Origin of the sequence: Paenibacillus sp. JGP012 (assembly GCF_014203995.1) — a bacterium.
Lineage (GTDB): Bacteria > Bacillota > Bacilli > Paenibacillales > Paenibacillaceae > Paenibacillus > Paenibacillus silvae.
In genome coordinates this window covers 137,796-161,553 of record NZ_JACHKG010000009.1, presented here as the reverse complement: position 1 = coordinate 161,553, position 23,758 = coordinate 137,796, and the positions used below count along the sequence as shown (strand labels likewise).

At 48.3% G+C, this 23,758-nt stretch carries 27 protein-coding genes and 1 riboswitch; of the genes, 26 read left to right on the top strand and 1 reads right to left on the bottom strand.

All coding sequences use genetic code 11. The features are described from left to right. Positions 1-518 precede the first annotated feature (518 nt). The 6 genes from prfA to HNR77_RS13735 all read left to right on the top strand — a co-directional run bounded on the left by prfA (position 519) and on the right by HNR77_RS13735 (position 6,041). Positions 519-1,586, top strand: coding sequence for a peptide chain release factor 1 (prfA, locus tag HNR77_RS13760; protein ID WP_111269058.1), 1,068 nt, complete (start codon positions 519-521; stop codon positions 1,584-1,586). Positions 1,587-1,610: 24 nt separating this feature from the next. Continuing rightward, on the top strand, positions 1,611-2,501 hold the full coding sequence (gene prmC, locus HNR77_RS13755) for a peptide chain release factor N(5)-glutamine methyltransferase (RefSeq protein WP_184185169.1): 891 nt from the start codon (positions 1,611-1,613) through the stop codon (positions 2,499-2,501). A gap of 85 nt (positions 2,502-2,586) precedes the next feature. Then, positions 2,587-3,816, top strand: a complete 1,230-nt coding sequence (locus tag HNR77_RS13750; RefSeq protein WP_184185166.1) for an FtsW/RodA/SpoVE family cell cycle protein — start codon at positions 2,587-2,589, stop codon at positions 3,814-3,816. 269 nt (positions 3,817-4,085) lie between these two features. Next, positions 4,086-5,306 carry an FtsW/RodA/SpoVE family cell cycle protein gene (locus tag HNR77_RS13745; RefSeq protein WP_184185034.1) on the top strand — a complete coding sequence of 407 codons (1,221 nt, stop codon included), beginning with the start codon at positions 4,086-4,088 and terminating at the stop codon, positions 5,304-5,306. Between the two features lie 272 nt (positions 5,307-5,578). Continuing rightward, complete coding sequence (locus tag HNR77_RS13740; protein WP_184185031.1) at positions 5,579-5,884, top strand: DUF2089 family protein; 306 nt, start codon at positions 5,579-5,581, stop codon at positions 5,882-5,884. A 1-nt stretch (position 5,885) separates the two neighbouring features. Further along, positions 5,886-6,041, top strand: coding sequence for a hypothetical protein (locus HNR77_RS13735; RefSeq protein WP_184185028.1), 156 nt, complete (start codon positions 5,886-5,888; stop codon positions 6,039-6,041). A gap of 81 nt (positions 6,042-6,122) precedes the next feature. Here HNR77_RS13735 and HNR77_RS13730 read toward each other — a convergent pair whose 3' ends face one another. Next, positions 6,123-6,593 (bottom strand): DUF5626 family protein, encoded by a 471-nt coding sequence (locus HNR77_RS13730; protein WP_221443832.1) that lies wholly within the window; start codon positions 6,591-6,593, stop codon positions 6,123-6,125. Between the two features lie 537 nt (positions 6,594-7,130). Between HNR77_RS13730 and spoIIR the strand changes: the two genes are divergently transcribed. The 20 genes from spoIIR to HNR77_RS13635 all read left to right on the top strand — a co-directional run bounded on the left by spoIIR (position 7,131) and on the right by HNR77_RS13635 (position 23,753). Then, complete coding sequence (spoIIR, locus tag HNR77_RS13725) at positions 7,131-7,790, top strand: stage II sporulation protein R (protein ID WP_184185022.1); 660 nt, start codon at positions 7,131-7,133, stop codon at positions 7,788-7,790. A 215-nt stretch (positions 7,791-8,005) separates the two neighbouring features. Further along, the gene (locus HNR77_RS13720) at positions 8,006-9,277 is read left to right on the top strand and encodes an L-threonylcarbamoyladenylate synthase (RefSeq protein WP_260410563.1); all 1,272 of its coding nucleotides are present in this window, start codon (positions 8,006-8,008) and stop codon (positions 9,275-9,277) included. A gap of 357 nt (positions 9,278-9,634) precedes the next feature. After that, positions 9,635-9,763 (top strand): hypothetical protein, encoded by a 129-nt coding sequence (locus HNR77_RS30315; RefSeq protein ID WP_260410562.1) that lies wholly within the window; start codon positions 9,635-9,637, stop codon positions 9,761-9,763. After that, complete coding sequence (locus tag HNR77_RS13715) at positions 9,738-10,148, top strand: hypothetical protein (protein ID WP_184185019.1); 411 nt, start codon at positions 9,738-9,740, stop codon at positions 10,146-10,148. The genes HNR77_RS30315 and HNR77_RS13715 overlap by 26 nt, the downstream gene beginning before the upstream one ends. 97 nt (positions 10,149-10,245) lie before the next feature. Continuing rightward, the gene (locus HNR77_RS13710; protein ID WP_184185162.1) at positions 10,246-10,806 is read left to right on the top strand and encodes a manganese efflux pump MntP; all 561 of its coding nucleotides are present in this window, start codon (positions 10,246-10,248) and stop codon (positions 10,804-10,806) included. A gap of 64 nt (positions 10,807-10,870) precedes the next feature. Further along, positions 10,871-11,443, top strand: a complete 573-nt coding sequence (locus tag HNR77_RS13705) for a low molecular weight protein arginine phosphatase (RefSeq protein WP_184185016.1) — start codon at positions 10,871-10,873, stop codon at positions 11,441-11,443. A 96-nt stretch (positions 11,444-11,539) separates the two neighbouring features. Then, positions 11,540-11,621: riboswitch (ZMP/ZTP riboswitch) on the top strand. 115 nt (positions 11,622-11,736) lie between these two features. Continuing rightward, positions 11,737-12,330, top strand: coding sequence for a TIGR01440 family protein (locus HNR77_RS13700; protein WP_184185013.1), 594 nt, complete (start codon positions 11,737-11,739; stop codon positions 12,328-12,330). A 218-nt stretch (positions 12,331-12,548) separates the two neighbouring features. Next, the gene (locus HNR77_RS13695) at positions 12,549-13,796 is read left to right on the top strand and encodes a serine hydroxymethyltransferase (RefSeq protein WP_184185011.1); all 1,248 of its coding nucleotides are present in this window, start codon (positions 12,549-12,551) and stop codon (positions 13,794-13,796) included. Between the two features lie 437 nt (positions 13,797-14,233). Continuing rightward, positions 14,234-14,863 carry a uracil phosphoribosyltransferase gene (gene upp, locus HNR77_RS13690; protein ID WP_017691929.1) on the top strand — a complete coding sequence of 210 codons (630 nt, stop codon included), beginning with the start codon at positions 14,234-14,236 and terminating at the stop codon, positions 14,861-14,863. 38 nt (positions 14,864-14,901) lie between these two features. Next, positions 14,902-16,059, top strand: coding sequence for a non-hydrolyzing UDP-N-acetylglucosamine 2-epimerase (wecB, locus tag HNR77_RS13685; RefSeq protein ID WP_184185008.1), 1,158 nt, complete (start codon positions 14,902-14,904; stop codon positions 16,057-16,059). Positions 16,060-16,245: 186 nt separating this feature from the next. Next, complete coding sequence (locus HNR77_RS13680; RefSeq protein WP_110895634.1) at positions 16,246-16,500, top strand: AtpZ/AtpI family protein; 255 nt, start codon at positions 16,246-16,248, stop codon at positions 16,498-16,500. Beyond that, positions 16,493-16,873 carry an ATP synthase subunit I gene (locus HNR77_RS13675; RefSeq protein ID WP_145404430.1) on the top strand — a complete coding sequence of 127 codons (381 nt, stop codon included), beginning with the start codon at positions 16,493-16,495 and terminating at the stop codon, positions 16,871-16,873. The genes HNR77_RS13680 and HNR77_RS13675 overlap by 8 nt, the downstream gene beginning before the upstream one ends. A gap of 41 nt (positions 16,874-16,914) precedes the next feature. Beyond that, positions 16,915-17,733: a F0F1 ATP synthase subunit A gene (atpB, locus tag HNR77_RS13670; protein WP_111269070.1), complete on the top strand. Its 819-nt coding sequence runs from the start codon at positions 16,915-16,917 to the stop codon at positions 17,731-17,733. 75 nt (positions 17,734-17,808) lie between these two features. Continuing rightward, entirely contained in the window at positions 17,809-18,033 is a 225-nt protein-coding gene (gene atpE / locus HNR77_RS13665) for a F0F1 ATP synthase subunit C (protein ID WP_110895629.1), read from the top strand. Between the two features lie 114 nt (positions 18,034-18,147). Further along, positions 18,148-18,636 carry a F0F1 ATP synthase subunit B gene (gene atpF / locus HNR77_RS13660; RefSeq protein WP_111269071.1) on the top strand — a complete coding sequence of 163 codons (489 nt, stop codon included), beginning with the start codon at positions 18,148-18,150 and terminating at the stop codon, positions 18,634-18,636. Beyond that, positions 18,633-19,181, top strand: a complete 549-nt coding sequence (locus tag HNR77_RS13655) for a F0F1 ATP synthase subunit delta (protein WP_184185006.1) — start codon at positions 18,633-18,635, stop codon at positions 19,179-19,181. Before atpF ends, HNR77_RS13655 begins: the two co-directional genes overlap by 4 nt. 16 nt (positions 19,182-19,197) lie before the next feature. Next, entirely contained in the window at positions 19,198-20,712 is a 1,515-nt protein-coding gene (gene atpA / locus HNR77_RS13650; RefSeq protein WP_111269073.1) for a F0F1 ATP synthase subunit alpha, read from the top strand. A gap of 163 nt (positions 20,713-20,875) precedes the next feature. Continuing rightward, positions 20,876-21,745 (top strand): ATP synthase F1 subunit gamma, encoded by an 870-nt coding sequence (gene atpG / locus HNR77_RS13645; protein ID WP_111269074.1) that lies wholly within the window; start codon positions 20,876-20,878, stop codon positions 21,743-21,745. A gap of 136 nt (positions 21,746-21,881) precedes the next feature. Continuing rightward, positions 21,882-23,285 (top strand): F0F1 ATP synthase subunit beta, encoded by a 1,404-nt coding sequence (atpD, locus tag HNR77_RS13640; RefSeq protein ID WP_110895619.1) that lies wholly within the window; start codon positions 21,882-21,884, stop codon positions 23,283-23,285. Between the two features lie 63 nt (positions 23,286-23,348). Next, complete coding sequence (locus HNR77_RS13635; protein ID WP_184185003.1) at positions 23,349-23,753, top strand: F0F1 ATP synthase subunit epsilon; 405 nt, start codon at positions 23,349-23,351, stop codon at positions 23,751-23,753. The last annotated feature ends 5 nt before the right edge of the window (positions 23,754-23,758 follow it).

Genomic DNA, 23,758 nt, shown 5'->3' with positions numbered 1-23,758 from the left:
TTGAGAGACTCATTTCGCTGATTTTTCGTATTTTTTTTGAACGAAAGTGTCGTTTCAAGGACATGAAAATTCTCCTTTGATATGGTATTGCTTTGTATTATCAGTAATTGAGTGGAAATTATACGTAATCCTAAATATCGGGACAGGTTTTCAGATGAATTCTTTACTGCTGGTCCTGTGAACCATTACTGTTCAGAAGCATAAGAATATGCTATAATTAAGAGTCGTATACCCATGATGACTGTCCTGTTCCAATCGATGAGATGAGACGGGGGTTCAGGAGGGGGCGATTTCTTTATATCACTTTACAAGTAAAGGATTTGATGACGTTGTAGCGAGGTTATACGTCGATCATATAACTGTGTGAATTTGAATGACATGCTGCGGTCAGAGGATTCAGGAAGAATCCTGTGGTTTGTGGAATTTTGAATTTATAGATAGGTAAAGCAAATAATGCATGTGGAATCGTTATGGAAGACGACATGTGCAGGACAAAATAAAACGTGAGGTGACTATACATGTTGGATAAATTGCAGGCGTTAGCCGATCGTTATGACAAGCTGAGCGAGCTTTTGTGTGACCCGGATGTAGCGAGCGATAACAAAAAGCTGCGTGAGTATTCCAAGGAGCAATCCGATCTTCAGCCGACCTATGATGCGTACAATGAGTACAAACAGGTGAGCGAGGATCTGGAAGCGGCAAAGGAAATGCAAAATGAGAAGCTGGATGACGAGATGCGCGAGATGGTCAAAATGGAGATTGAAGAGCTGTCTGCTCGCCAGAAAGAGCTGGATGAACTGATCCGTGTGCTTATGCTGCCGAAGGACCCGAATGACGACAAAAACGTCATTGTGGAGATTCGCGGTGCGGCTGGCGGAGATGAGGCGGCATTGTTTGCGGCTGATTTGTACCGCATGTACACACGTTATGCGGATGCACAAGGCTGGAAGGTTGAGCTGATGGATGTGAATACGAACGACCTCGGCGGGTTCAAAGAGGTTGTGTTCATGATCAACGGCCGCGGCGCGTACAGCAAAATGAAATACGAGAGCGGTGCACACCGTGTGCAGCGTATTCCAACGACGGAATCCGGCGGACGGATTCACACGTCAACTTCCACGGTTGCGGTTATGCCGGAAGCGGAAGATTTTGATATCGAAATTCATGATAAAGACATTCGTGTAGATACGTTCTGCTCCAGTGGTGCAGGCGGACAATCGGTTAATACTACGAAATCTGCGGTGCGGGTAACTCACGTGCCAACAGGTATCGTAGCGACATGTCAGGATGGAAAATCGCAGAACTCCAACAAGGAAAAAGCGCTGCAAGTGCTGCGCACACGTATCTTTGATATGAAACGTATGGAAGAAGAAGCGAAAATCTCGGTAGAACGTAAAAGCAAAGTGGGCACAGGGGATCGCAGTGAGCGGATTCGTACGTACAACTTCCCGCAAAGCCGTGTTACCGATCACCGCATCGGTCTGACCATGCACAAGCTGGATCAGGTGATGAACGGGGAGATTGAAGAAATTCTGTCTGCACTGACGATTGCACAGCAGGCAGAAATGATGGAAAGAGGAGAATAATCTGTGACGCGCGCGCAGTTTGTGATGACGCCGGAGCAGAGTTGCCGGGAAGCCTTTGTTGAGGCTTCCTCTTTTTTGGAGAAGTGCGGCGTGTACGAGCCGCACAACAATGCCCGGCTGCTGCTGGAGCATGTACTGGGCGTCTATGGCGCCCGGTACTACATGATGCAGCCGGAGCCGTTCCCCAGCGAGCTGCGCAGCCGCTGGGAAGACGCCGTCACGCGCAAGGCTGCGGGTGAGCCGGCGCAGTACATTATCGGCAGCCAGGAATTTTACGGGCTGCCGTTCGAGGTCACACCGGCCGTGCTAATTCCGCGGCCGGAGACCGAGCTGCTGGTCGAGGCTGTGCTGCGCGCAGCAGACCGCGTGTTTGCCGGCGGCGGCGATGCGGTGCGCGCCGTCGACATTGGCACGGGCAGCGGCGCCATCGCGGTAACGATGGCTTCGCTTCGCCCGCAGTGGCAGGTGGCCGCCGGTGACCTCTCGGCGGATGCCCTGCAGGTGGCCGCGCGCAACGCGGCCGCGAACGGGGTACAGATCGACTTCCGCGAAGGCGATCTGCTGGCCCCGTTCGCCGGGGAGCGGTTGGACATCCTGGTGTCCAACCCGCCCTATATCCCGGCGGGCGATATCGCCGGGCTGCAGCAGGAGGTGCGCGATCATGAGCCGCGCCTCGCACTGGATGGCGGTCCGGACGGGCTGGCCCCGTACCGCATCATGCTGGAGCAGCTGCGGCTGCTGCCTGCGCCGCCGCAGGTGATCGGTTTCGAGCTGGGCATGGGGCAGGCTCGGGACGTAGCGGCGCTGCTGGAATCGGCGGGGCACTGGCCGGAGATTATGATCGTTCCCGATCTTGCCGGAATTGAGCGGCATGTCCTGGGTGTTCGACTTTCGGAACAGATGACAAAAATGTAAGGCGCGTAAGTTTTCTTTTTGCCGTGAAATCCTCTACAATGGGGTATGCCGAAGATTTTCTGAATGCTTGGGGGAACATAATTACATGCTGCACAAATTCAAAAAGATCGACTACTCCATCGTTTTTATACTTTTGATCCTGATGGTCATCAGTATTTTGTCCATTCATAGCACAACGTTTGGCCGTCCCAAGCTGGGGGGGCTTACACAAAGTGCGGTTCTTTATTATATTTTAGGTTTTATCGTGTTTTTCGCACTATCCATGATCAACTACAAGTTTATTCTGAAAAACTATTTGTATATTTACGGCGTAGGCATGCTGCTGCTTGTCTTTGTCATGTTTTTTGGTAAAGAGTATTATGGCGCCAAAGGCTGGCTATCCATCATGGGTGTAAGCTTGCAGCCTGCCGAGTTATTCAAGCTGTGCCTTATCGTTTTTTTATCCGCTATACTGGCGCGGAAGAAAAATCGGCCGCTGTATTTTGGGCGTGATGTGATTCCGATCTCCCTTTGCGTTCTGCCGCCGCTGCTGCTTGTACTGCTACAAAACGACCTGGGGAACGCCTTGAGTTATGTTATTATCCTCATCGGGCTGTTGTGGATTGGCAATATCAAGTTTATGCACGCTTTTATCGGCTTTATTATTGCGGTCGTGGCTTTTGTCGGCGGGATTCAGGCGTATATTCACTATCATGATGAAATTGTAAAATTTCTGAAGGACATTGGTCGTTCGCACTGGGCGGATCGTTTTGACCCATGGCTGGTGCCTGAACAGACGTCGAGAGACGTATTGTGGCAGACGTATAATGCCAAGCTTGCAATTGGCTCGGGTGGCATCACAGGTAAAGGTTACATGGAAGGCACAACGATTCAATCCAACCGTGTACCGCTTGCTTATGCGGACTCGATCTTTGTGCAGATTGGAGAAGAGTTTGGTTTTATCGGTGCCTCGGTGCTGCTGCTGCTGTACTTCATTCTGATTCACAGGATGGTTCTGATTGCGCTGGAGTGTAAGGATCGCGCGGGACCTTATCTTATTGTCGGGGTCATTGCGATGCTGCTGTATCAGATCTTCGTAAACATCGGTCCATTCATCGGTCTGATGCCGCTGACAGGTATCACACTGCCGTTTATCAGTTCGGGAGGGACCTCGATCATGATTAACATGATCAGCATGGGTATTGCGATGAGCATCAAGGTGCATACGGAGGAGAACGAGGATATTCTGGGATCGGCGGAGCAGCCGAGCATTACGGAACTTGTAATGAAGCTCTTCAGACGCAAGCCTGCTCAGCAAGAACAGACGGAACAGTGAATATGAAGGCCGGTATTCGGCATTTGAATTCACAGTAAGGCTTGTCTGCAAGCTCATACTCGAAAATAGTTCGTTAAATAATCTATAGTAACCTTGGAACCGCTCCTTCCGGCCTTTGCCGGAGAGAGTCTCCAAGGTTTTTTGTTTTTGTTTAATCCACATCACCCGCTCGTTACCCGGATTTCCATTCATGCTTTCAATTAGATACAATGGTAATATTGATCTATATTGGAAAATGAAAAGTGAGATTAGGGGGATATTCAAGCATCATGTGGAAAACGGTAAAAAAGCTGGATGGTGTCATTCTGTTTGTACTGTTGTTGCTGATGATTATGAGTGTGTTGGCGGTATACAGCGGAACACGTTTTGATCCCAAGCTGGATAGCCATCATGTGAAAACTATATATTTCTATATCGCTGGATTTATCGCTGTCATCGGCATCGGATTAGTCAATTACAAGCTGTACGTGAAATATGCCTTGCCTCTGTACGGAATAGGCATCCTTTTCCTCATCCTTGCGAATGTGCTGGGAAGTAAGGTGAATAACGCAAATGGCTGGCTGAAGATCAGCGAGAGCATTTCTTTTCAACCGGCCGAGCTGTTCAAAATGATTCTAATTCTGTTTCTCGCCCACCTCATCGTGAAGCGAAAGCGGGGGGAGTTGGGGTTTTGGCGAGATGTGGTGCCGATCGGGTGCTGGACGTTTGTTCCGTTTGCGCTCGTCATGGCACAGAATGATCTGGGGAATGCACTGGGGTATGTGGTTATTCTGGTGGCTGTCCTGTGGATCGGGAACATCAAGCTAAAACATGCGATCATCGGGGTGACGATAATAGGTGCGATTTTAATCGGTTTTATCAAATCCTATACGTTCTACCATGATGAGGTATTTACCTTTTTGGAAAAAATAAAAAGAGAGCACTGGGCCGAGCGCATTGATCCGTGGCTTGTTCCCGAAAAAGCGACAGCCAAAGCGATGTGGCATACGAAAAACGCAGGGCTTGCGATCGGATCAGGCGGGATCACGGGCAAAGGTTTTCTGGAAGGAACCTCTGTTCAAAGCGGGCGTGTGCCGTATACCTATTCAGATTCGATCTTTGTGGTGATTGCGGAAGAATTCGGTTTTGTAGGCGCTTCGCTGCTGATTCTGCTGTACTTTATCCTCATTCATCGGATGGTGCTGATTGCGCTAGGGTGCAAGGATCGTGCGGGACCCATAATCATTGTGGGAATTATCGGCATGCTGCTCTATCAGGTGTTTGAGAATGTAGGTGCGTTCCTTGGCCTGATGCCGCTTACTGGCATTACCTTGCCTTTTATCAGTTACGGGGGGACGTCTTTACTGATTAATATGGCCTGTATTGGATTAGTCATGAGCATTAAGCTATATGGGGATGAGGACGAGGATGAACTGCTGCCGGAGGAACAGGGTCCCTCGCTGATGCAGCGAATCTGGAGTCTTGTGAAAAAGGAGAATAGTACAATGTAGCTGTGTTTCATGTTTGAGGGATTAGAATTGGCTAGTTATGAATTGATAAAAGATGTTGGCAAGGCATTGAAGAAGATGATTAGTGGGCAAACTTCATTTTATATAAGTTCATATGGTAGAGAAAGATTTTATAAAAAGCACATCGTTTTTTTTGGATGACGTGCTTTTTTTTTATGTATTGAAAGTTATTTAAACTAAAAATAAATATTGACTTTAATTAAATTTAAATATATATTAATATTATGAAAGTTGTTAGGGTGGGTGGTTGTTTTATGACAATGAAAAGTGTTCCAGAATGGATGCTCAATCTTGATGATGAAGATGTAACATTTATAAAAAACTTTATTCTGCAATCAGGGTCACTGAAACAAATCGCAGCTATCTATGAAGTGTCTTATCCTACAGTCCGTCTTCGGTTAGATCGACTAATTCAGAAAATAAATATCCATGATCATGATGATCAGGATAACTTTATTTCTCTTATTAAACGCATGGCTTTGAACGATCAAATTGACTTTGAAACAGCGAAGTTGCTTGTGAGCGAATTTAAAAAGTCCAGAAATAAAGGAGAGAAGTAATATGGTCACTCTAATGTTAATTCTTGCTGTTCCTTTAACGGTTTGGGGATTGATATGGATAATAAAGTATTTCATTAGATATGGTGTTAAAGCCTCAAAAAAGAAAAGTTTGCAACAAGAGGAATTGAACAAAATGAAGATTGAGGATTTAAAGTAAGATATAGCTATAAAACAAAAAAATGTATGGTATAAAGATCCTCTAGAGCACCTTTATACCATACAAAATAAAATTAATAGATTAGTTCACCCAAGTTTTGAGAGTTGTACCATTCATCTCAGCTCTTAATTCCCATCTCGCTGACAACCAACTCGATCCTAGGAGTTCCAAATCCCACCATCCTCTAGCGGTTGTACTAGTATGTTCAAGTCCAGAATTGGCAACCGTATATCCTGTGAATAAATGCCATTGATCATAGGCTCTAGTAATTTTACTGTTGCTATTAATATCAATATAATATTCTCCGTTCAATACCCCAGAGTAAAAGTAGACTTTCCATTGACCAGTTGCATTAGGATACTCACTTGCCAAAGGTTGGACAGCATCTGGATCAATGACAGGCTCAACTCCGTAAACAATAGTATTTCCATCCGGAGTTGTTGTGATGGTTTCTTGAGCAACTTTCGTACTTAAATCAAAAGAAGCACCTTCATCGTTTGTATTACCTGTCGTCTCACTTGCGAAAGCGGGAACACAGAACATTGTAAACATCATAATAGCCAACAATAAAGAAGAAAATTTCTTTTTCAGAATAAACACTCTCCAGTCTTTAATTTCTTACAAATATTAAATGTGTGGCGCCACACTTTTGTAAGCATAGATAGGATAATGCAGATAAGTAGGACTAAATTTATATGTATAGAAATTGACAAAACATTAGTATATTTACATAATACAACATATTATTACTTATATCAACATAATAAACCATTTAATTATATCTAATTACTATATTATACATTTAATCTACTTTTAAATGGTTGGCACGCCTATGGATAGGTCGGACAGCCCCTTTTTCTATGGAGTACAAATGATTAAATGCTTAAAACGTCTTGTATAGGTTATAACATGATTCTCTGTTTGGCAGAGTCACTTGAAGTGCTGAGGTATTTCACTGGCTGATTTGTATTTCTATTATTTTAATAGATTTGTGCGTGTACCAGGTTTACTTCCTTCTCTACCGGGCATACTGATAGACATGAGAGAGTTGGCACCGTGATGGGATACCGAGCCGAGGGGGAGAACGGGATGAGCAGACCAATTGTGAAGCAAATTGGACTTATTATTGTATGTCTTATGATGGTCATTATGATGTGGGAAGGTCAGAAAACAGATGCGGCTGTAGCCGCTACGGCGATTCCGGAGCAGTCGATCCGTTTGCGGATTCTGGCTAATTCCGATGCGGCAGGAGACCAGCTTGTGAAACGTGAGATTCGGGATGCTGTCGTTGCGCAGATGGGAGAATGGGTTGGAGAGCTGGAGGACCCGCAAAGTCTGGAGCAGGCACGTGATGTAATCCGCGAGCATCTGTCCGAGATCGAGAATCGGGTGGGAGAGGAATTGAAACAACGCGGCCTGACCTATGATTATCAGGTGGAGCTGGGCACGGTCCCTTTTCCAACGAAGCTGTATGGGGGTATGGTATACCCTGCGGGAGATTATGAAGCCGTGCGCATTACGCTGGGAGAAGGCAAGGGGCAAAACTGGTGGTGTGTATTGTTCCCGCCGCTGTGTTTCATTGATGCAAGCACAGGAGATGCGCTGGCAAAGCCGTCCACAGTCTCTGCCGCAGCAGCGGACTCGGTAGAAGTGAAGGCATCCGTGCAGGGGGAAACGCCTGAAGCGAGATTTTTCCTCTGGGATGTGGCTGTGAAATTGTGGGATTGGGTAGCAGGATTGTTCTCATAACAAGGTAAATAAAATACTTTAGTGTATACGTAAAATAGGGTGTTAGGCGGAATAAAGGGAGAAGCTTTGCAGCAGTGTGCGGGGGCTTCTTTTTTTGATTCATGTTTGTTTGGGAAAGGCACATCACGACCAGGCCAAACCTGAAGTACCGGAGATATGATATAATGATATGTACTGAAAATGAACCTACTTGACGTTTAGGGATGATGATATAGATGAACCGAGAGCATGAGAATAGTGAATTGCAACGCACCTCGTTAGAGGACAGACATAGCCATGTGGGGGCAGCACGGAATGAGGGTGAACAACGCACGGCCTATTGGGATGTCAGAGCGTTGTTGCGCTCGCAGGGCGAGGGAGACAGAACGCGAGACATAGAGCAAGACGTAGTACAAGAACAAGAGCATTCCCCGATTTCCGATGTGAAAAAGGGGAGCGCCGCTCGTGAGACGGCGCTCGTGGACTTGCAGGCGGCCGCGGCCTGCCTTCGTCAAGGCAAGACGGTAGCCTTCCCGACCGAGACGGTCTACGGTCTCGGCGCAGACGCGCGCAGCACGGAAGCGGTGGAGGCGGTATTTGCCGCCAAAGGACGGCCGTCCGACAATCCGCTGATCGTGCATATCGCACACCGTGACCAGCTGCATGAACTGGTTACGGAGGTGAATGAGACAGCGGAAGCGCTGATGGCGGCCTTCTGGCCGGGTCCGCTGACGCTGGTGCTGCCGGTTAGGCCGGGGGCGGTATCCCCGCGGGTGACCGCCGGGCTGGATACGGTGGCCGTGCGCATGCCGGACCACCCGGTGGCTCTGCCACTGATCGCGGCGGCGGCCTGCCCCGTGGCTGCGCCAAGCGCCAACCGCTCCGGGCGGCCCAGCCCGACCCTCGCCGCACATGTGCGGGAGGATCTGGATGGCCGCATCGGCGGCATCGTGGACGGCGGCCCCACCGGGGTGGGCGTCGAGTCCACTGTGGTGCAGGCCGGTGACGACGGGACCGTCACCATCCTGCGCCCTGGCGGCATCACGGCGGAACAGCTGTCCGCCGTGGCCGCCCGTGTCGCCACGGACCCGGCGCTTCTCGCCGAAGGGGCCGCTGGCGATAGCACCAGCCCGGCGCCGCGCTCGCCGGGCATGAAGTACACGCACTACGCACCCGCAGGGGCGCTGTGCGTGGTGGAGGGGCCGCCCGCAGCGGTGGCGGCCTGGACCCGCGCCGCCCTCGCAGAGGCGGCGCAGCGCGGAGAGCGCACCGCGGTGCTGGCATTCGCCGAGCACGCGGAGCAGTACCGCGCCGATGCCGTGTTCTCGCTGGGCAGCGCCAGCGAGCTGCAGGAGGCTGCGCGCAGGCTGTACGCCGCGCTGCGCAGCTGCGATGAGCAGGGCGCCACATATATTGTGGCGGAAGCCTGCTCACGCGAGGGGCTGGGAGCAGCCGTCATGAATCGGCTGCTCAAGGCGGCGGGCAATCAACTTATTCAAGTGGATTGAGTCGCCGCTTCACCCCTGGCGCTCCTGGCTGCTCAATTAAAAGATGGAAAGCTAACGATCCCCAGGGAGCTTATTTGTCCCGATTCGGGGATATTTGAAATCTAACGATCTCCAGGAAGCTTATTTCATTCAACATCTTGAAAAATGAGCCTCATCAAGCTGATTTCAGCAGAATAGCGTCTCTGGGAATCGTTAGCATTTTCCAAAGCCAAAATTTGCCGAAATAAGGCTTTTCCTGATCGTTAGCACTCCAAGTAGAGGGTGGCGCACTTGCACTAGCCATGGGTGTTTATATTTTATTATATTATTCATAACACGCTGATTTCATTAAACAGTTTGTTGTCAGGAGGTATAATCATGTCCAACGTTTATTTTCTTAGATACAAGACAGTGGTCATCGGGGAATTTTCAATGGATGGAAAGAAATACACACCGACAGCTGAAGCTGCTAAATTAGGAGATGCAGGATATCCATTTGGGTTGTAATAAGCTAAAGCGTAATAACTCTGGCCAATTTTATATTAATAAAGACACCTCCCCAAATGAGGAAGATATTAGGCTTTGGCTGAGTGATCGTGTTTTTCCAAAGGAACGTCAAGGGGCGAATCAAATATTAGAATCTCTTGGGTTATCCACGTATGATTCATGGGAGATTGCTAAAAAAACACATGCCATAAGTCTGAACGATTTTTATTGGATGAGTGACAACCTGGAAGATACCTTTGAAAATATAAACAGTTACCATGCGGCTTTTGAGCAATTTAACGGTTTTGATATTACTTCGGCTTCACAAGCCTATATAAAACAAACCAACGATTTTGAAGATTTCGAAGAGACCAATGAAAAACTGCCTATACAGTGGGATAAATAATTTTTCTGGTAGGAGGGGTTAGTCCCGCAAAGGTCATGTTTAGGTCCTTGTCCGCATATCGTGTACAAGAACCTTTATGCGACTTGGGGGAATGAGAATGTGGGATGTGTCTGCCCATGTGGGGCAGTTGGTAACCATTCTGATTATGGCGGTTGCGCTTGGACTGGATGCGTTCTCGCTGGGCATCGGAATTGGCATGAAGGGCATAAGGCTGAGGGATGTATTGAAGATCAGTACCGTCACCGCGCTGTTTCATGTCATCATGCCGCTGGCTGGCATGTACATGGGCAAGTATGTCAGCTCCTTGCTGGGTGATATAACGAACTACGCGGCAGGAGGTCTGCTGGTGCTGCTGGGCGGTCACATGATTCTGAATGCGTTTCGCGAAGGGGAGACCAAGCTGGTGGATCATCGATCCATGCTGGGTATTATTTTGTTTTCGCTCAGTGTCAGTGTGGATTCCTTCTCCGTTGGTGTCTCGCTGGGTATGTTTAGCAGTGATCTGGTCCTGACCATTCTGGCCTTTGGCTTCTGCGGCGGCTTGATGTCGATCATGGGTTTGCTGCTGGGGCGCCGGGTAAGGCAGAATCTGGGCGATTACGGTGAAGCTGTAGGCGGGGCCATCTTGCTTGCCTTTGGACTTTTGTTTATATTTTAAAAATAAAACAGTTGAACGATAAGATAGGCATATCACATCTGGATCATATGGGGAGGCTATCACAATGAAGCATATTTTGTTTGTATGTACAGGAAACACGTGCCGCAGCCCCATGGCAGAAGGGCTTTTGCGTAAACTTGCGGCCGAACGCGGCATTCAGGTCAATGTTCGTTCCGCAGGTGTGGCGGCATCCACAGGCATGCCGATATCCCGCCATGCTGAAGCAGTTTTGAAAGACCATCAGGCAGAGGGGCCGTCGCAATCTACCCAGCTCAGTGCAGAGCTGATCGAGTGGGCGGATCTTGTGCTGACATTAACCCGGAGTCACAAGCAGCATGTGATGCAGGTGTTTCCCGATTCCATTCAGAAGACCTATACGCTGAAGGAGTATGTCGAAAATGACGAGCAGGTGCTTCATGACCTGGAAGAATTGGACAGCCTGTTTGCCACATTGGAGATGAAGCGGGCACTGGGCCAGGAGATTCTGGCATCCGAGCGGGAGCGTGCCATCGAGATTCGGCAGCGCATCCCGAGCTTTGATATCTCGGACCCGTTTGGAGGCAGTCGGGACGATTACAATATTACGGCGGCAGAGATTCGTACAGCGTTATCCAAGCTGTTGGATAAGCTTGAATAAATCAGGCAGACAGAGGAACGATAGAGAAACAGAACATGGAATGTAAATTAATCGTTGATTTTAGAGTGGCGTTGATTTATGATGAAGGGGAAAACAGGGATTCGGTGTAACTGGCGACGAAGTGGGCACAACCACAATGGAGCACCGAAACAAACGGCCGGTCGCCTGGGCAAAAGAGCAATTCTGCGTTACCCGCAGACTGCTCTTTTTTTCGTCTTTCATCTGATTTTTCGCTATAATAGAACCTGAAATGCCATGCAGCAGCGGGCATGATTTTATCGGGAGGCGATGGGATGACGATTGAATTGGATTCAGAACAACCCGGATTGCAGCAGCAAACCGCATCGATCCTGCGTGAACTGGCAATTGCCGGGAAGCTTGGCTCGGGTCACATCGTTGTGATTGGCACAAGCACAAGTGAAGTAGCAGGCAAACGCATCGGCACCAGCGGTGCAGTGGATGTCGCGCAGCAGCTGCTTGCAGGCATTCGCGAAGTACAGACGGAGTTTGGTTTCGACACCGTATTTCAGTGCTGCGAACACCTGAACCGTGCACTGGTTATGGAACGTGCGCTGCTAAACCGGCTTGGACTAACAGAGGTCGGGGCTGTACCTGTGCCTAAGGCTGGCGGATCGATGGCTTCTGCGGCCTATCGTTCATTGTCCGAACCGTGTCTAGCTGAACATATTCAGGCTCATGCGGGTCTGGATATCGGGGAAACGATGATTGGCATGCATCTTTGCCATGTTGCTGTTCCTTTCCGTACAACACTTCGATACATCGGTGAGGCGCGTGTCACAACAGCACTTACACGTCCGAAGCTGATTGGCGGAGAGCGTGCGGTATACCGAATGGAAGAGCAGCCAGATGCTACTTTTTGTGACTAACGTATAAAGCGAAATGATGTTTACACGTAAACGGAGAGTGCAACACCAATCTGGAGAAGCGTGGCGTTCACGTTTATCACCGGATTTCCCCTTTGTCAAAAGGGGTTCAAAGAAATCCGGGGATAACAGTGATCGTAAGATGGTGATGCAATCGAAGTCAGGCGTGTAACCTGAAAGCTCGCTTTATAACTTCATTATAATTTAGGAGGAATTTAAACATGGAACAATTGCGCAAGAATGACCCTGCAGTACTGGAAGCGATGAATCTTGAATTGAAGCGTCAACAGAACAACATCGAGCTGATTGCATCCGAGAACATCGTAAGTGAAGCGGTAATTGAAGCACTGGGCTCCGTTCTGACCAACAAATACGCTGAAGGTTATCCTGGCAAACGTTACTATGGCGGCTGCGAGCATGTGGATGTTGTTGAAGATATCGCTCGTGACCGTGCGAAAGAGCTGTTCGGTGCAGAGCATGCCAACGTGCAGCCGCATTCCGGCGCGCAAGCAAACATGGCAGTATACCTGGCAGCATTGAAGCCTGGTGACACGGTACTGGGTATGAACCTGGCGCATGGCGGTCACTTGACGCATGGTAGTCCGGTTAACGCTTCCGGCTTGCTGTACAACTTCGTTGCATACGGCGTACAGGAAGATACATTCCTCATTGATTATGATGAAGTTCGCAAAGCAGCTTTCAAACACCGCCCTCGTCTGATCGTAGCGGGTGCAAGTGCATATCCACGTACCATTGATTTTGAAAAGCTGGCTTCCATCGCCAATGATGTTGGCGCTCTGTTCATGGTTGATATGGCGCATATCGCAGGACTCGTTGCAGCTGGATTGCATCCTAACCCGGTGCCGCATGCACACTTTGTAACAACAACAACACACAAAACGCTGCGCGGACCACGTGGCGGTATGATCCTGTGCCGCAAATCCTGGGCAGCTGCCATTGATAAAGCCGTATTCCCGGGTTCCCAAGGTGGACCGTTGATGCACGTGATCGCTTCGAAAGCTGTAGCATTTGGTGAAGCATTGCAGCCTTCGTTTAAAACGTATGCTCAAAACGTGGTGAAAAACGCACAAGTTTTGGCTGAAACATTGATCGCTGAAGGATTGAACATCGTATCCGGCGGTACAGACAACCACTTGATGCTGATCGATACACGCAGCGTGAACATCACGGGTAAGGAAGCTGAGCATGTGCTCGATTCCATCGGCATTACCGTGAACAAAAACGCGATTCCGTTTGATCCGACTAGTCCGTTCATCACCAGCGGTATCCGTATCGGAACACCTGCGGCAACATCACGCGGTATGGACGAGAAAGCAATGGTAGCCATCGGTAAAATCATTGCCAAAACGCTCAAAAATCCAAAAGACACAGCAACACTTGATCAGGCGCGCGCAGAAGTAACAGCCCTGACTGACCAATACCCGCTCTACACTGACCTTAAATACTAGTATTACTAAAAAACATTGCTCGTGCTGTTTGTATTTGAGATGTTTAATATGTGAACACGCAGACGGAGCAAACCGAAAGAACCTGAAGAAGCGAAGCGCTCGCCTTTATCACCAGAATTTCACCATTTAATTAGTGGATCAGAGAATTCTGGGGATAACAGCGATCGGAAGGTCATTCGGTTTGCGGAGCATCCATAGTGTTCACATGCATTTTCAACTCTCAAGTGACATAACAGCACGAGCAAACAGGACCGGATGGATCATTTTCCGGTCCTGTTTTTGTAGGATTTGCTTTTCTGTAATGATTAGGTGCCCTTTGATGGTGTAATTCGGTGTGGGTGATGATATAATATACAGGATTTATCGGGCCTGTGAATGACGGCAAGGTATATTTGGAAATGCTTAACACATGAAGAAATTACCGGAGGGACAAAGGAATGGGAAAATTAGTAATATGTGATCACCCCCTGATTCAACACAAACTGACGTTTATACGCGACATGCGTACGAATACGAAAGATTTCCGTGAACTGGTTGATGAAGTAGCCACATTGATGGCTTATGAGATTACAAGAGATGTAGAACTGGAAACGATTGACGTGCAGACACCTGTAGCAGCGACACAAGGAAAAGTCATCTCTGGCCGTATGCTTGGGCTGGTGCCTATTCTGCGTGCAGGACTCGGTATGCTGGATGGCGTTGTGAAGCTTCTGCCAGCGGCAAAAGTTGGACATGTTGGCTTGTTCCGTGACCCGGAAACCCTGCAGCCGGTTGAATATTACACCAAGCTGCCTACAGACGTGACGGAGCGTCAGCTGATTGTGATTGACCCGATGCTCGCTACAGGCGGATCGGCAATCGCAGCCATTGATGTGCTCAAAAAACGCGGCTGCACTCAGATCAAAATGATGAATCTCGTAGCAGCACCGGAAGGTGTCAAGGCGGTACAGGATGCTCACCCGGATGTAGATATCTATGTGGCAGCACTGGATGACCGTTTGGATGACCATGGATATATCGTGCCAGGATTAGGCGATGCAGGAGACCGTCTGTACGGAACCAAATAAGCATATTACATGCTGATGAGAAAAGGGGCTTTGCTTGAATGTCCAGAAAAATTAAAGTCATGACCATTTTCGGGGTGCGCCCGGAAGCCATCAAGATGGCTCCGCTGATTCTTGAATTGCAGAAACATCCCGAGTCGATAGAGTCGATTGTTTGCGTAACTGCGCAGCATCGCCAGATGCTGGATCAGGTTCTTGAAGTTTTCGACATTCATCCCGACTATGATCTGGATGTTATGAAGGATCGTCAGACACTGAACGAGATTACCATTCGCGTCCTTGGCGGCCTGGAGCCGGTTTTGCGCGAAGCGAAGCCGGATATTGTACTCGTTCACGGCGATACACTTACAACATTTGTAGCCAGCTATGCAGCGTTCCTGCAACAGATTCAGGTAGGGCATGTGGAAGCCGGACTGCGGACGTGGAACAAGCTGTCGCCGTATCCGGAAGAGATGAACCGCCAACTGACGGGTGTTCTGGCCGATTTGCATTTTGCACCAACGGATTGGTCTGCCTCCAACCTTGCCAAGGAAAATAAATCGGAGTCTAGTACCTACGTCACAGGCAACACCGTAACAGATGTGTTTCAATATACAGTACGGGAGGATTACAAGCACCCGGTACTAGATTGGGCACAAGGCAAACGCCTGGTGTTGATGACTGCTCATCGCCGTGAATCTCAGGGCGAGCCTCACCGCAACATTTTCCAAGCCGTCAAACGTATTGCTGACGAATTTGAGGATATTGCCATCGTGTACCCGGTGCATCTCAGTCCTGCTGTGAAGGAGCCGGCTCACGCGATTTTGGGGAATCATCCCCGTATACAGTTAATCGATCCGCTAGACGTAGTGGATTTGCACAACTTTTACCCGCACACACACTTGATCCTGACTGATTCAGGCGGTTTGCAGGAAGAAGCGCCTTCGTTTGGTGTGCCTGTCCTTGTATTGCGTGATACAACAGAGCGCCCGGAAGGCATTGAAGCAGGCACCCTGGAATTGGTAGGGACGGACGAGGAACGTGTATATGAACGGACCAAAGCTCTGCTTACAGATGAAATGTTATATGCAAGCATGAGCCAGGCTGCCAACCCATACGGTGATGGACATGCATCGGAAAGAATTGTCAATGCGATTTTGCACCATTTCGGCGTAAATAGTGAGCGTCCGGAATCATTTCACAGAAAGTTCAAAAAATAATTCACATTTTCTGTTGGATTTATAGAGGGGATAGCATACAGTTAAACTGTACGGTTTACGCGGGTTTATGGGCTTTGAAAGTCCATAAACCCGGCGTTTGCCCCTTTAAAACGCTAAAATCAATCAATTGACAAAGGCTCTCATCATTCAGTAAAATTAACTGGGATTGCAAGGGTGGCGTGGAAAATGGCCGATTCGAACAAACCAAATTCATCCCGTAACCATGATGATAAGGTATGGAAAGCAATGGGGCTCGTTACAGCTTTTGGAATCGAGATTGCTTTGCTCGCTGTTGCCGGATATTACGCAGGCTCGTGGTTGGACAAGACCATTGGAGGAAGCGGAATATGGATCGCCGTAAGCGTTCTCTTTTTTCTCGCAGCAGGTGGAGTAAGCATTTACTTTATTGCTAAAAAATTCATGGGGGAAAGTGATGAGTGAACTAGCCAGATATCGCAGATGGATGACCGTTTGTATTTTGACCATCCTCATGATCTGTTTTCTGATTGCTGCGTTGTTTCCCGCTATACAGACCATCGGGGTTGGAATTGCATTAGGTGCTGTAATCAGCTGGATTAATGCCTCGTATCTGGGACGTAAAGTGAGAATTATGGCAGATGATGCGGTCGGAGGTAATTTGAAAAGGGTGAATCTGGGTTTTTTGACAAGAGCAGCGCTTGCAGTGCTCGGTGTTTTTCTGGCGATGCAATTTCCGCAGTACTTCAATACATATGCGGTTGTAGGCGGACTGTTTCTTGCACAATTTTCCCTCCTTTTTATAGGGATTATATTATCCCGTAACACAGAAGTTTAGGATTTAAACCGTATCGCGCGCGAGAAAGGGGTGAGAAAAATATGCATGAAGCTCCCATAATTGATTTGGGTGGATTCAGACTGGATTTATCAGTATTACTTATGCTGGTGGTGACTAGCTTAATTGTCTTTGTGATCTGTAAGCTGGCAACAAGAAACTTGTCCGTGGAGAACCCGGGTAAGCTGCAGAACTTTTTGGAATGGGCTATCGAATTTGTACGCAATCTGATCTCAAGTACGATGGACATGAAGAAAGGTCAGCACTTCCTTACTCTGGCAACCACGATGATTATGTTCATTTTTGTTGGTAATATGCTGGGGCTTCCTTTCGGGGTAGTGACTGGTATTACAGAACCAGACCAAGCCAAGATCGCGGGACAGCCGCTTGTTAGTGTAGTTGAAGCTTACAACACAGCACATGAGAAGAACCCGGAAGCTCACCCTCACATTGAAATCGCATGGTGGAAATCTCCAACGGCAGACTTGTCTGTTACGATGGGACTCGCAATCATCGCGTTTTTGATTGCTCACGGACTGGGATTGTTCAAGAATACCAAAGCGTATCTTAAACACTACTTCCAGCCACATTGGTTGTTCTTCCCGATTAATATCGTCGAGACGGCATCCAAATTGCTTACACACGGTATGCGTTTGTTTGCAAACATCTTCGCTGGTGAGGTGCTCATCTCCACCATCATGAAGTTGACGGCGTTCAAATGGATCGGTGCCATTGCGGCGATTCCGTTGCTGACAGCTTGGCAAGGATTCAGTATCTTTATCGGTGCGATTCAGGCCTTTGTCTTTACCGTATTGATGATGGTATACATTTCACAAACGGTTGAGTCACACGAAGAACATTAAGATTCAAGTCCAGACGGACTAGCTCTGCAGGACTGAACTATAAAATTTTACGATTATTCTAAGGAGGATATACAAATGGGAGCAATGGCATTATTGGCAGCAGCAATTGTTGCAGGATTGGGCGCACTTGGTGCAGGTATCGGTAACGGTTTGGTAATCAGCAAAACAGTAGAAGGGATCGCTCGTCAACCAGAAGCGAAATCCACACTGCAAACAACAATGTTTATCGGGGTAGGTTTGATCGAGGTATTGCCGATCATCGGTGTGGTACTCGCGTTCATGTTCTACGGCGCGGCTTAATATTAATGCAGGTTTGGCGGGGAAGGCCACAGCCCTCCGCGCCTTCTTTTTAGGTAGCGTCCGTTATATTTCGGAAGTGCAGCCTGAGGATATCTCCAGGAAGGAGTGAACAGATTGAATTTCGTATGGGAAAATACAGTTCTGGCGATTATCGCTTTTGTTATTTTATACTGGCTGCTTAGCCGTTATGCGTTTGGCCCGCTTTTCTCTATCATGGAGAAACGCCGTGAACTCGTAATGACGCAGATGAATGAGGCTGCGCAGACTCGTGAACAAGCTATGGCGTATGTTGAGGAGCAAAAGCAGGCTCTTGAGCAGGCGCGCAAGGAAGCCTACGATATCATCGAGCAGTCCAAACAAACAGGTAACAAACAAGCTGAAACGATTTTGGCAGATGCAAAATCTGAAGCAAATCGCTTGAAAGACGATGCGGTTAGAGAGATTCAAAGCGAGAAAAACAAAGCAGTTGCAGCACTGCGCAGTGAGCTTGGTTCTGCTTCGGTACAGATCGCTTCAAAACTGATCAAAAAAGAAGTTGAGAACGGTCCTGCACAGGAAGAGCTTGTGAACCAATACCTCAATGAGGTAGGGGGCCGACAATGAGCCGCGATACGATTGTTGCCAAACGTTACGCCAAAGCACTATTTGAAGTTGCGCTTGAGCAGCAGCGAGTGCTTGAAGTTGAACAGGAACTTCATGCCGTTGTCCATGGATTGACTGGTGATGCCGATATTATCAAATTTATCGTATCTCCTAATATCTCGGATGAAGCCAAAAAAACAGTGATTCAGGCAAGTCTTGATGGCAAAGTGTCTGAGCCTGTCCTGCGTACGGTGCAGCTCCTCATTGAGCGTGGCCGTGTCGAGTTGCTGGAAGAGTTGTTGAGTGACTATGTGAAGATTGAAGGAGATTCCCTGGGAATTGCCGATGCTCACGTATACTCGACATATGCATTGAACGAAGAAGAAAAAGAAGCGGTGGCTCGTGAATTCGGAAGCCGTGTGAATAAAAAGATTCGTATCGAGAACATTGTCGATCCTGCTCTGCTGGGCGGATTGAAAGTCGCCATTGGCGATACGATCTATGACGGCAGCTTGGCTGGCAAGCTGGAACGTCTTGAGCAGTCTTTTAACAGACGAGTACAGTAGATTGGGGTGAGGACACTTGAGTATCAAGCCAGAAGAAATCAGTACATTAATTAAGAGCCAGATCGAACAATACAAGACCGATATCGATGTAGTCGAAGTCGGTACAGTTATCGAGGTTGGTGACGGGATTGCCCGTGTATACGGACTCGAGAATGTCATGTCCAACGAGTTGGTTGAGTTCCCAAGCGGTGTTATGGGTCTTGCCATGAACGTTGAAGAGAGCAACGTCGGTGTCGTTATCCTTGGACCTTACTCGGATATCCGTGAAGGCGACCAAGTAAAACGTACAGGTCAAATCATGCAGGTACCCGTTGGTGAAGCATTGATTGGTCGCGTTGTGAACCCGCTCGGTATTCCAGTGGATGGCAAAGGGCCAATCGCTACAACGGAATTCCGTCCGGTTGAAGGTAAAGCACCTGGCGTTATGGATCGTAAATCGGTTCATGAGCCGATGCAAACAGGGATCAAAGCGATTGACGCAATGGTTCCAATCGGTCGTGGTCAACGTGAGTTGATCATCGGTGACCGTCAAACAGGTAAAACATCGATTGCAATCGATGCGATCCTGAACCAAAAAGGCAGCGGTATGAAATGTATCTATGTAGCGATCGGTCAGAAGCAATCTACCGTAGCACAGGTCGTAGAAACCCTGCGTCGCAGAGGTGCGATGGAATATACAATCGTCGTAACGGCATCGGCTTCCGATCCGTCACCACTGCTCTACATTGCACCATACTCCGGCTGCTCCATGGGTGAGTATTTCATGTACAAAGGCGAGCACGTGCTCGTAGTATATGATGACTTGACCAAACAAGCGGCAGCATATCGTGAATTGTCCTTGCTGCTTCGCCGTCCTCCGGGCCGTGAGGCTTATCCGGGTGACGTATTCTATCTGCACTCCCGTTTGCTGGAGCGTGCAGCGAAGCTGAACGATGAACTTGGTGGTGGTTCTTTAACCGCTCTGCCATTCATTGAAACACAGGCTTCTGACGTATCTGCTTACATTCCAACGAACGTAATCTCCATCACAGACGGTCAAATCTTCTTGGAGTCCGATCTCTTTAATGCCGGACAACGTCCAGCGATTAACGTAGGTATCTCGGTATCTCGTGTCGGTGGTTCTGCACAGATCAAAGCGATGAAAAAGGTTGCAGGTTCCCTGCGTCTGGACCTCGCTCAATATCGTGAGTTGCAGGCGTTCTCCCAATTTGGTTCTGACCTGGATAAATCCACTCAGGCCCGCCTGAATCGTGGTGCCCGCATGATGGAAATCCTGAAACAAGGTGTTAACCAGCCGCTGCCTGTAGAACAACAGGTTGTCAGCTTGTACACTGCAGTTAAAGGATATCTGGATGAGATTCCAACAGGTGATGTAACTCGTTTTGAGCGTGAATTCCTTGCGTTCATGGTAAGTTCCAAACCGGAAATCCTTCAATCCATCGTGGATAACAAAGACTTGACTGGGGACAACGAAACCGCATTGAAAGCTGCGATTGAGCAGTTCAGAAAAAGTTTCGCTGCCTCACACTAATAGATAGATGCGGCTGCGGAGTTGGCATACGATTCCGCATGTCTGCATGTGCGATTTCAATTGAAGTCTACAGAAGCTTACGAAGGCACTTTGGCATCGCCAAAGTTCAGTGTATGCTTACGAAGTAGTTTTGACTTTGTCAAAACTTTAAGGTGGTGAAATCATGGCAAAAGGCATGCGCGAAATCAAGCGGCAAATTAAAAGTGTGCAAAGTACAAAGCAGATCACCAAAGCAATGGAAATGGTTGCAGCAGCCAAACTGCGTAAAGCACAGGAGAAGGCTGAAGCAGCACGACCTTATTCAGAGAAACTGAAAGAGGTTGTAGCGAGCATTGCAACAAGCACAAAAGGCATTAAACATCCAATGCTCGAAAGTCGTCCGGTGAAAAAGACAGCTTATCTTGTGATTACATCGGATCGTGGTCTGGCGGGTGGATACAATGCGAACATCCTGCGTTTGGTGAATCAGACACTGAAGGAAAAGCATAACTCCAAAAATGATTACGCTCTGTTCGTCATTGGCCGTAAAGGTCGTGACTACTTCAGAAGACGTGAGATGGATATGGTGTCGAATACAACGGACCTGTCCGATTCACCTGAATTTGCAGATATCAAGTCCATTGCACACGAGGCTGTACACGGTTATGAGCTTGCTGAGTTTGATGAAGTATTCATTTGCTATAACCGCTTTGTGAATGCATTGACTCAGATTCCTACGGTGGAACGTCTTCTTCCAATGGAAACACCAGAGGTATCTGCTTCTGAAGGTTTGACTGCCAGCTACGAATATGAGCCGTCTCCTGAAGCCGTGCTTGAGGTACTGTTGCCTCGTTATGCGGAAACGTTGATCTATGGAGCTCTTCTGGATGGCAAGGCGAGTGAACTCGGTGCGAAAATGACAGCCATGGGCAACGCGACCAAAAATGCGTCCAAGCTTATCAATGAACTGTCATTGACTTATAACCGGGCTCGTCAAGCTGCAATCACGCAGGAGATCACGGAGATCGTAGCGGGAGCTAACGCGCAAGGTTAACGGATGTTTTATACGGTGAGAACTAGCCGTGAACGGTTATGAATGTACGTGTTTATATATGAAAGCTTGCAATGCACTTAATGAGATAACTCATTTCATGCAAAAAGTAGCAGGCTTGTAGGAGGGGAACGTTAAGATGAACAAAGGACGCGTTGTGAGCATCATGGGTCCGGTTGTTGACGTCGAGTTTGATCGCGGCGGTCTGCCGGAAATCCTCAATGCCATTACGATTAAAACGCAGAATGAAAGCGGCGTTTCAATCGACCTTACGCTTGAAGCTTCCAAACATCTGGGTGACAATCGTGTTCGCTGTATCGCGATGTCTTCCACGGACGGTCTCGTACGTGGTCTGGAAGCAGTGGATACAGGTGCTCCGATCTCTGTACCTGTAGGTGAAGCTACACTGGGCCGCGTATTTAACGTGCTGGGTGAAGCGATTGATACCAATGGTGAAGTGAAAACCGAAGTGAAAAACCCGATTCACCGCTCTGCTCCTTCATTCGATGAATTGACGACTCAAGCCGAAATGCTTGAAACAGGAATCAAAGTTATCGACTTGCTGGCGCCTTATGCGAAGGGTGGTAAAATCGGTCTGTTCGGTGGTGCCGGTGTAGGTAAAACGGTAACCATTCAAGAACTGATCAACAACATTGCGCAAGAGCACGGCGGTATCTCCGTATTTGCCGGTGTTGGTGAGCGTACACGTGAAGGTAACGACTTGTATCACGAGATGAGTGATTCCGGCGTTATCAACAAAACTGCAATGGTCTTCGGACAAATGAACGAGCCACCAGGCGCACGTCTTCGTGTAGCCCTCACGGGTCTGACAATGGCGGAATATTTCCGTGATGAAGAAGGCCGTGACGTGTTGCTCTTTATCGATAACATCTTCCGTTTCACTCAAGCGGGTTCAGAAGTATCTGCCTTGCTTGGACGTATGCCTTCCGCGGTAGGATACCAGCCTACGCTGGCTACAGAGATGGGTCAATTGCAAGAGCGTATCACATCTACAAAAAAAGGATCGGTTACATCCATCCAGGCGATCTACGTACCTGCGGATGACTATACTGACCCGGCTCCTGCAACAACGTTTGCTCACTTGGATGCAACAACGAACCTGGAGCGTAAAATCTCCGAGATGGGTATTTACCCAGCGGTAGATCCACTCGCATCCAGCTCCCGTATCCTTGCTCCTGAAGTTGTAGGTGAGGAACACTACAACGTTGCTCAAGGCGTTAAACGTATCTTGGCCCGTTATAACGAGCTTCAAGATATCATCGCGATCTTGGGTATGGACGAGCTCAGCGAAGAAGACAGAGCGCTCGTTTATCGTGCGCGTAAAATTCAACGTTTCTTGTCCCAGCCTTTCCACGTTGCTGAAGCATTTAACGGTATTCCGGGTAAATACGTTCCGGTTAAAGAAACGGTGCGCAGCTTTAAAGAGATTCTCGAAGGCAAGCATGACGATCTGCCGGAAGCAGCATTCCTCTTCGTGGGTACGATTGAAGAGGCAGTGGAGAAAGCAAAAACACTGGTATAATCTGAGTCCAGGATTGTCCTTATGAAGCGAGCTATCCTTCGGATAGTTTCAGGAGGGATGGAATTGAGCACCTTTTTGTTGGAGATTGTAACGCCTGAGCGTCTTGTCTATTCACAGCAGGTGGATAGCATTATCGCAACCGGGGTTGACGGGGAACTGGGGATTTTGCCAGGGCATATTCCTATGGTAACCCCATTGAAAATTGCACCGATCATTATCAAAAACGGAAAAGAGAACAAGCAGGTTGCCATTGGCGGCGGCTTTATCGAAGTCCGCAAAGATAAGGTTGTTGTACTCGCAGAGAGTGCCGAATTCCCGGAAAGCATTGATGTGGATCGTGCGCGTGCGGCTAAAGAGCGGGCAGAACGCCGGCTTGCCAGCCAAAGCAATCAGGACCACTTTGATCACCGCCGTGCAGAGATTGCTTTGCAAAAAGCGGTTAACCGGATCAACGTACACGGCAAATAATGTGA

Excerpts from the sequence above, each read along its gene's own strand:
- HNR77_RS13705 (WP_184185016.1), top strand. The coding sequence starts at position 10,871 with ATGAAGCATATTTTGTTTGTATGTACAGGAAACACGTGCCGCAGCCCC.
- HNR77_RS13745 (WP_184185034.1), top strand. The coding sequence starts at position 4,086 with ATGTGGAAAACGGTAAAAAAGCTGGATGGTGTCATTCTGTTTGTACTG.
- atpG (WP_111269074.1), top strand. The coding sequence starts at position 20,876 with ATGGCAAAAGGCATGCGCGAAATCAAGCGGCAAATTAAAAGTGTGCAA.
- HNR77_RS13740 (WP_184185031.1), top strand. The coding sequence starts at position 5,579 with ATGACAATGAAAAGTGTTCCAGAATGGATGCTCAATCTTGATGATGAA.
- HNR77_RS30315 (WP_260410562.1), top strand. The coding sequence starts at position 9,635 with ATGTCCAACGTTTATTTTCTTAGATACAAGACAGTGGTCATCGGGGAA.
- HNR77_RS13695 (WP_184185011.1), top strand. The coding sequence starts at position 12,549 with ATGGAACAATTGCGCAAGAATGACCCTGCAGTACTGGAAGCGATGAAT.
- HNR77_RS13730 (WP_221443832.1), bottom strand. The coding sequence starts at position 6,593 with ATGTTTACAATGTTCTGTGTTCCCGCTTTCGCAAGTGAGACGACAGGT.
- wecB (WP_184185008.1), top strand. The coding sequence starts at position 14,902 with ATGTCCAGAAAAATTAAAGTCATGACCATTTTCGGGGTGCGCCCGGAA.
- prmC (WP_184185169.1), top strand. The coding sequence starts at position 1,611 with ATGACGCCGGAGCAGAGTTGCCGGGAAGCCTTTGTTGAGGCTTCCTCT.
- HNR77_RS13720 (WP_260410563.1), top strand. The coding sequence starts at position 8,006 with ATGAACCGAGAGCATGAGAATAGTGAATTGCAACGCACCTCGTTAGAG.
- HNR77_RS13715 (WP_184185019.1), top strand. The coding sequence starts at position 9,738 with ATGCAGGATATCCATTTGGGTTGTAATAAGCTAAAGCGTAATAACTCT.
- atpB (WP_111269070.1), top strand. The coding sequence starts at position 16,915 with ATGCATGAAGCTCCCATAATTGATTTGGGTGGATTCAGACTGGATTTA.
- atpD (WP_110895619.1), top strand. The coding sequence starts at position 21,882 with ATGAACAAAGGACGCGTTGTGAGCATCATGGGTCCGGTTGTTGACGTC.
- atpE (WP_110895629.1), top strand. The coding sequence starts at position 17,809 with ATGGGAGCAATGGCATTATTGGCAGCAGCAATTGTTGCAGGATTGGGC.
- HNR77_RS13675 (WP_145404430.1), top strand. The coding sequence starts at position 16,493 with ATGAGTGAACTAGCCAGATATCGCAGATGGATGACCGTTTGTATTTTG.
- HNR77_RS13750 (WP_184185166.1), top strand. The coding sequence starts at position 2,587 with ATGCTGCACAAATTCAAAAAGATCGACTACTCCATCGTTTTTATACTT.
- spoIIR (WP_184185022.1), top strand. The coding sequence starts at position 7,131 with ATGAGCAGACCAATTGTGAAGCAAATTGGACTTATTATTGTATGTCTT.
- HNR77_RS13710 (WP_184185162.1), top strand. The coding sequence starts at position 10,246 with ATGTGGGATGTGTCTGCCCATGTGGGGCAGTTGGTAACCATTCTGATT.
- prfA (WP_111269058.1), top strand. The coding sequence starts at position 519 with ATGTTGGATAAATTGCAGGCGTTAGCCGATCGTTATGACAAGCTGAGC.
- HNR77_RS13700 (WP_184185013.1), top strand. The coding sequence starts at position 11,737 with ATGACGATTGAATTGGATTCAGAACAACCCGGATTGCAGCAGCAAACC.
- HNR77_RS13735 (WP_184185028.1), top strand. The coding sequence starts at position 5,886 with ATGGTCACTCTAATGTTAATTCTTGCTGTTCCTTTAACGGTTTGGGGA.
- HNR77_RS13655 (WP_184185006.1), top strand. The coding sequence starts at position 18,633 with ATGAGCCGCGATACGATTGTTGCCAAACGTTACGCCAAAGCACTATTT.
- upp (WP_017691929.1), top strand. The coding sequence starts at position 14,234 with ATGGGAAAATTAGTAATATGTGATCACCCCCTGATTCAACACAAACTG.
- HNR77_RS13680 (WP_110895634.1), top strand. The coding sequence starts at position 16,246 with ATGGCCGATTCGAACAAACCAAATTCATCCCGTAACCATGATGATAAG.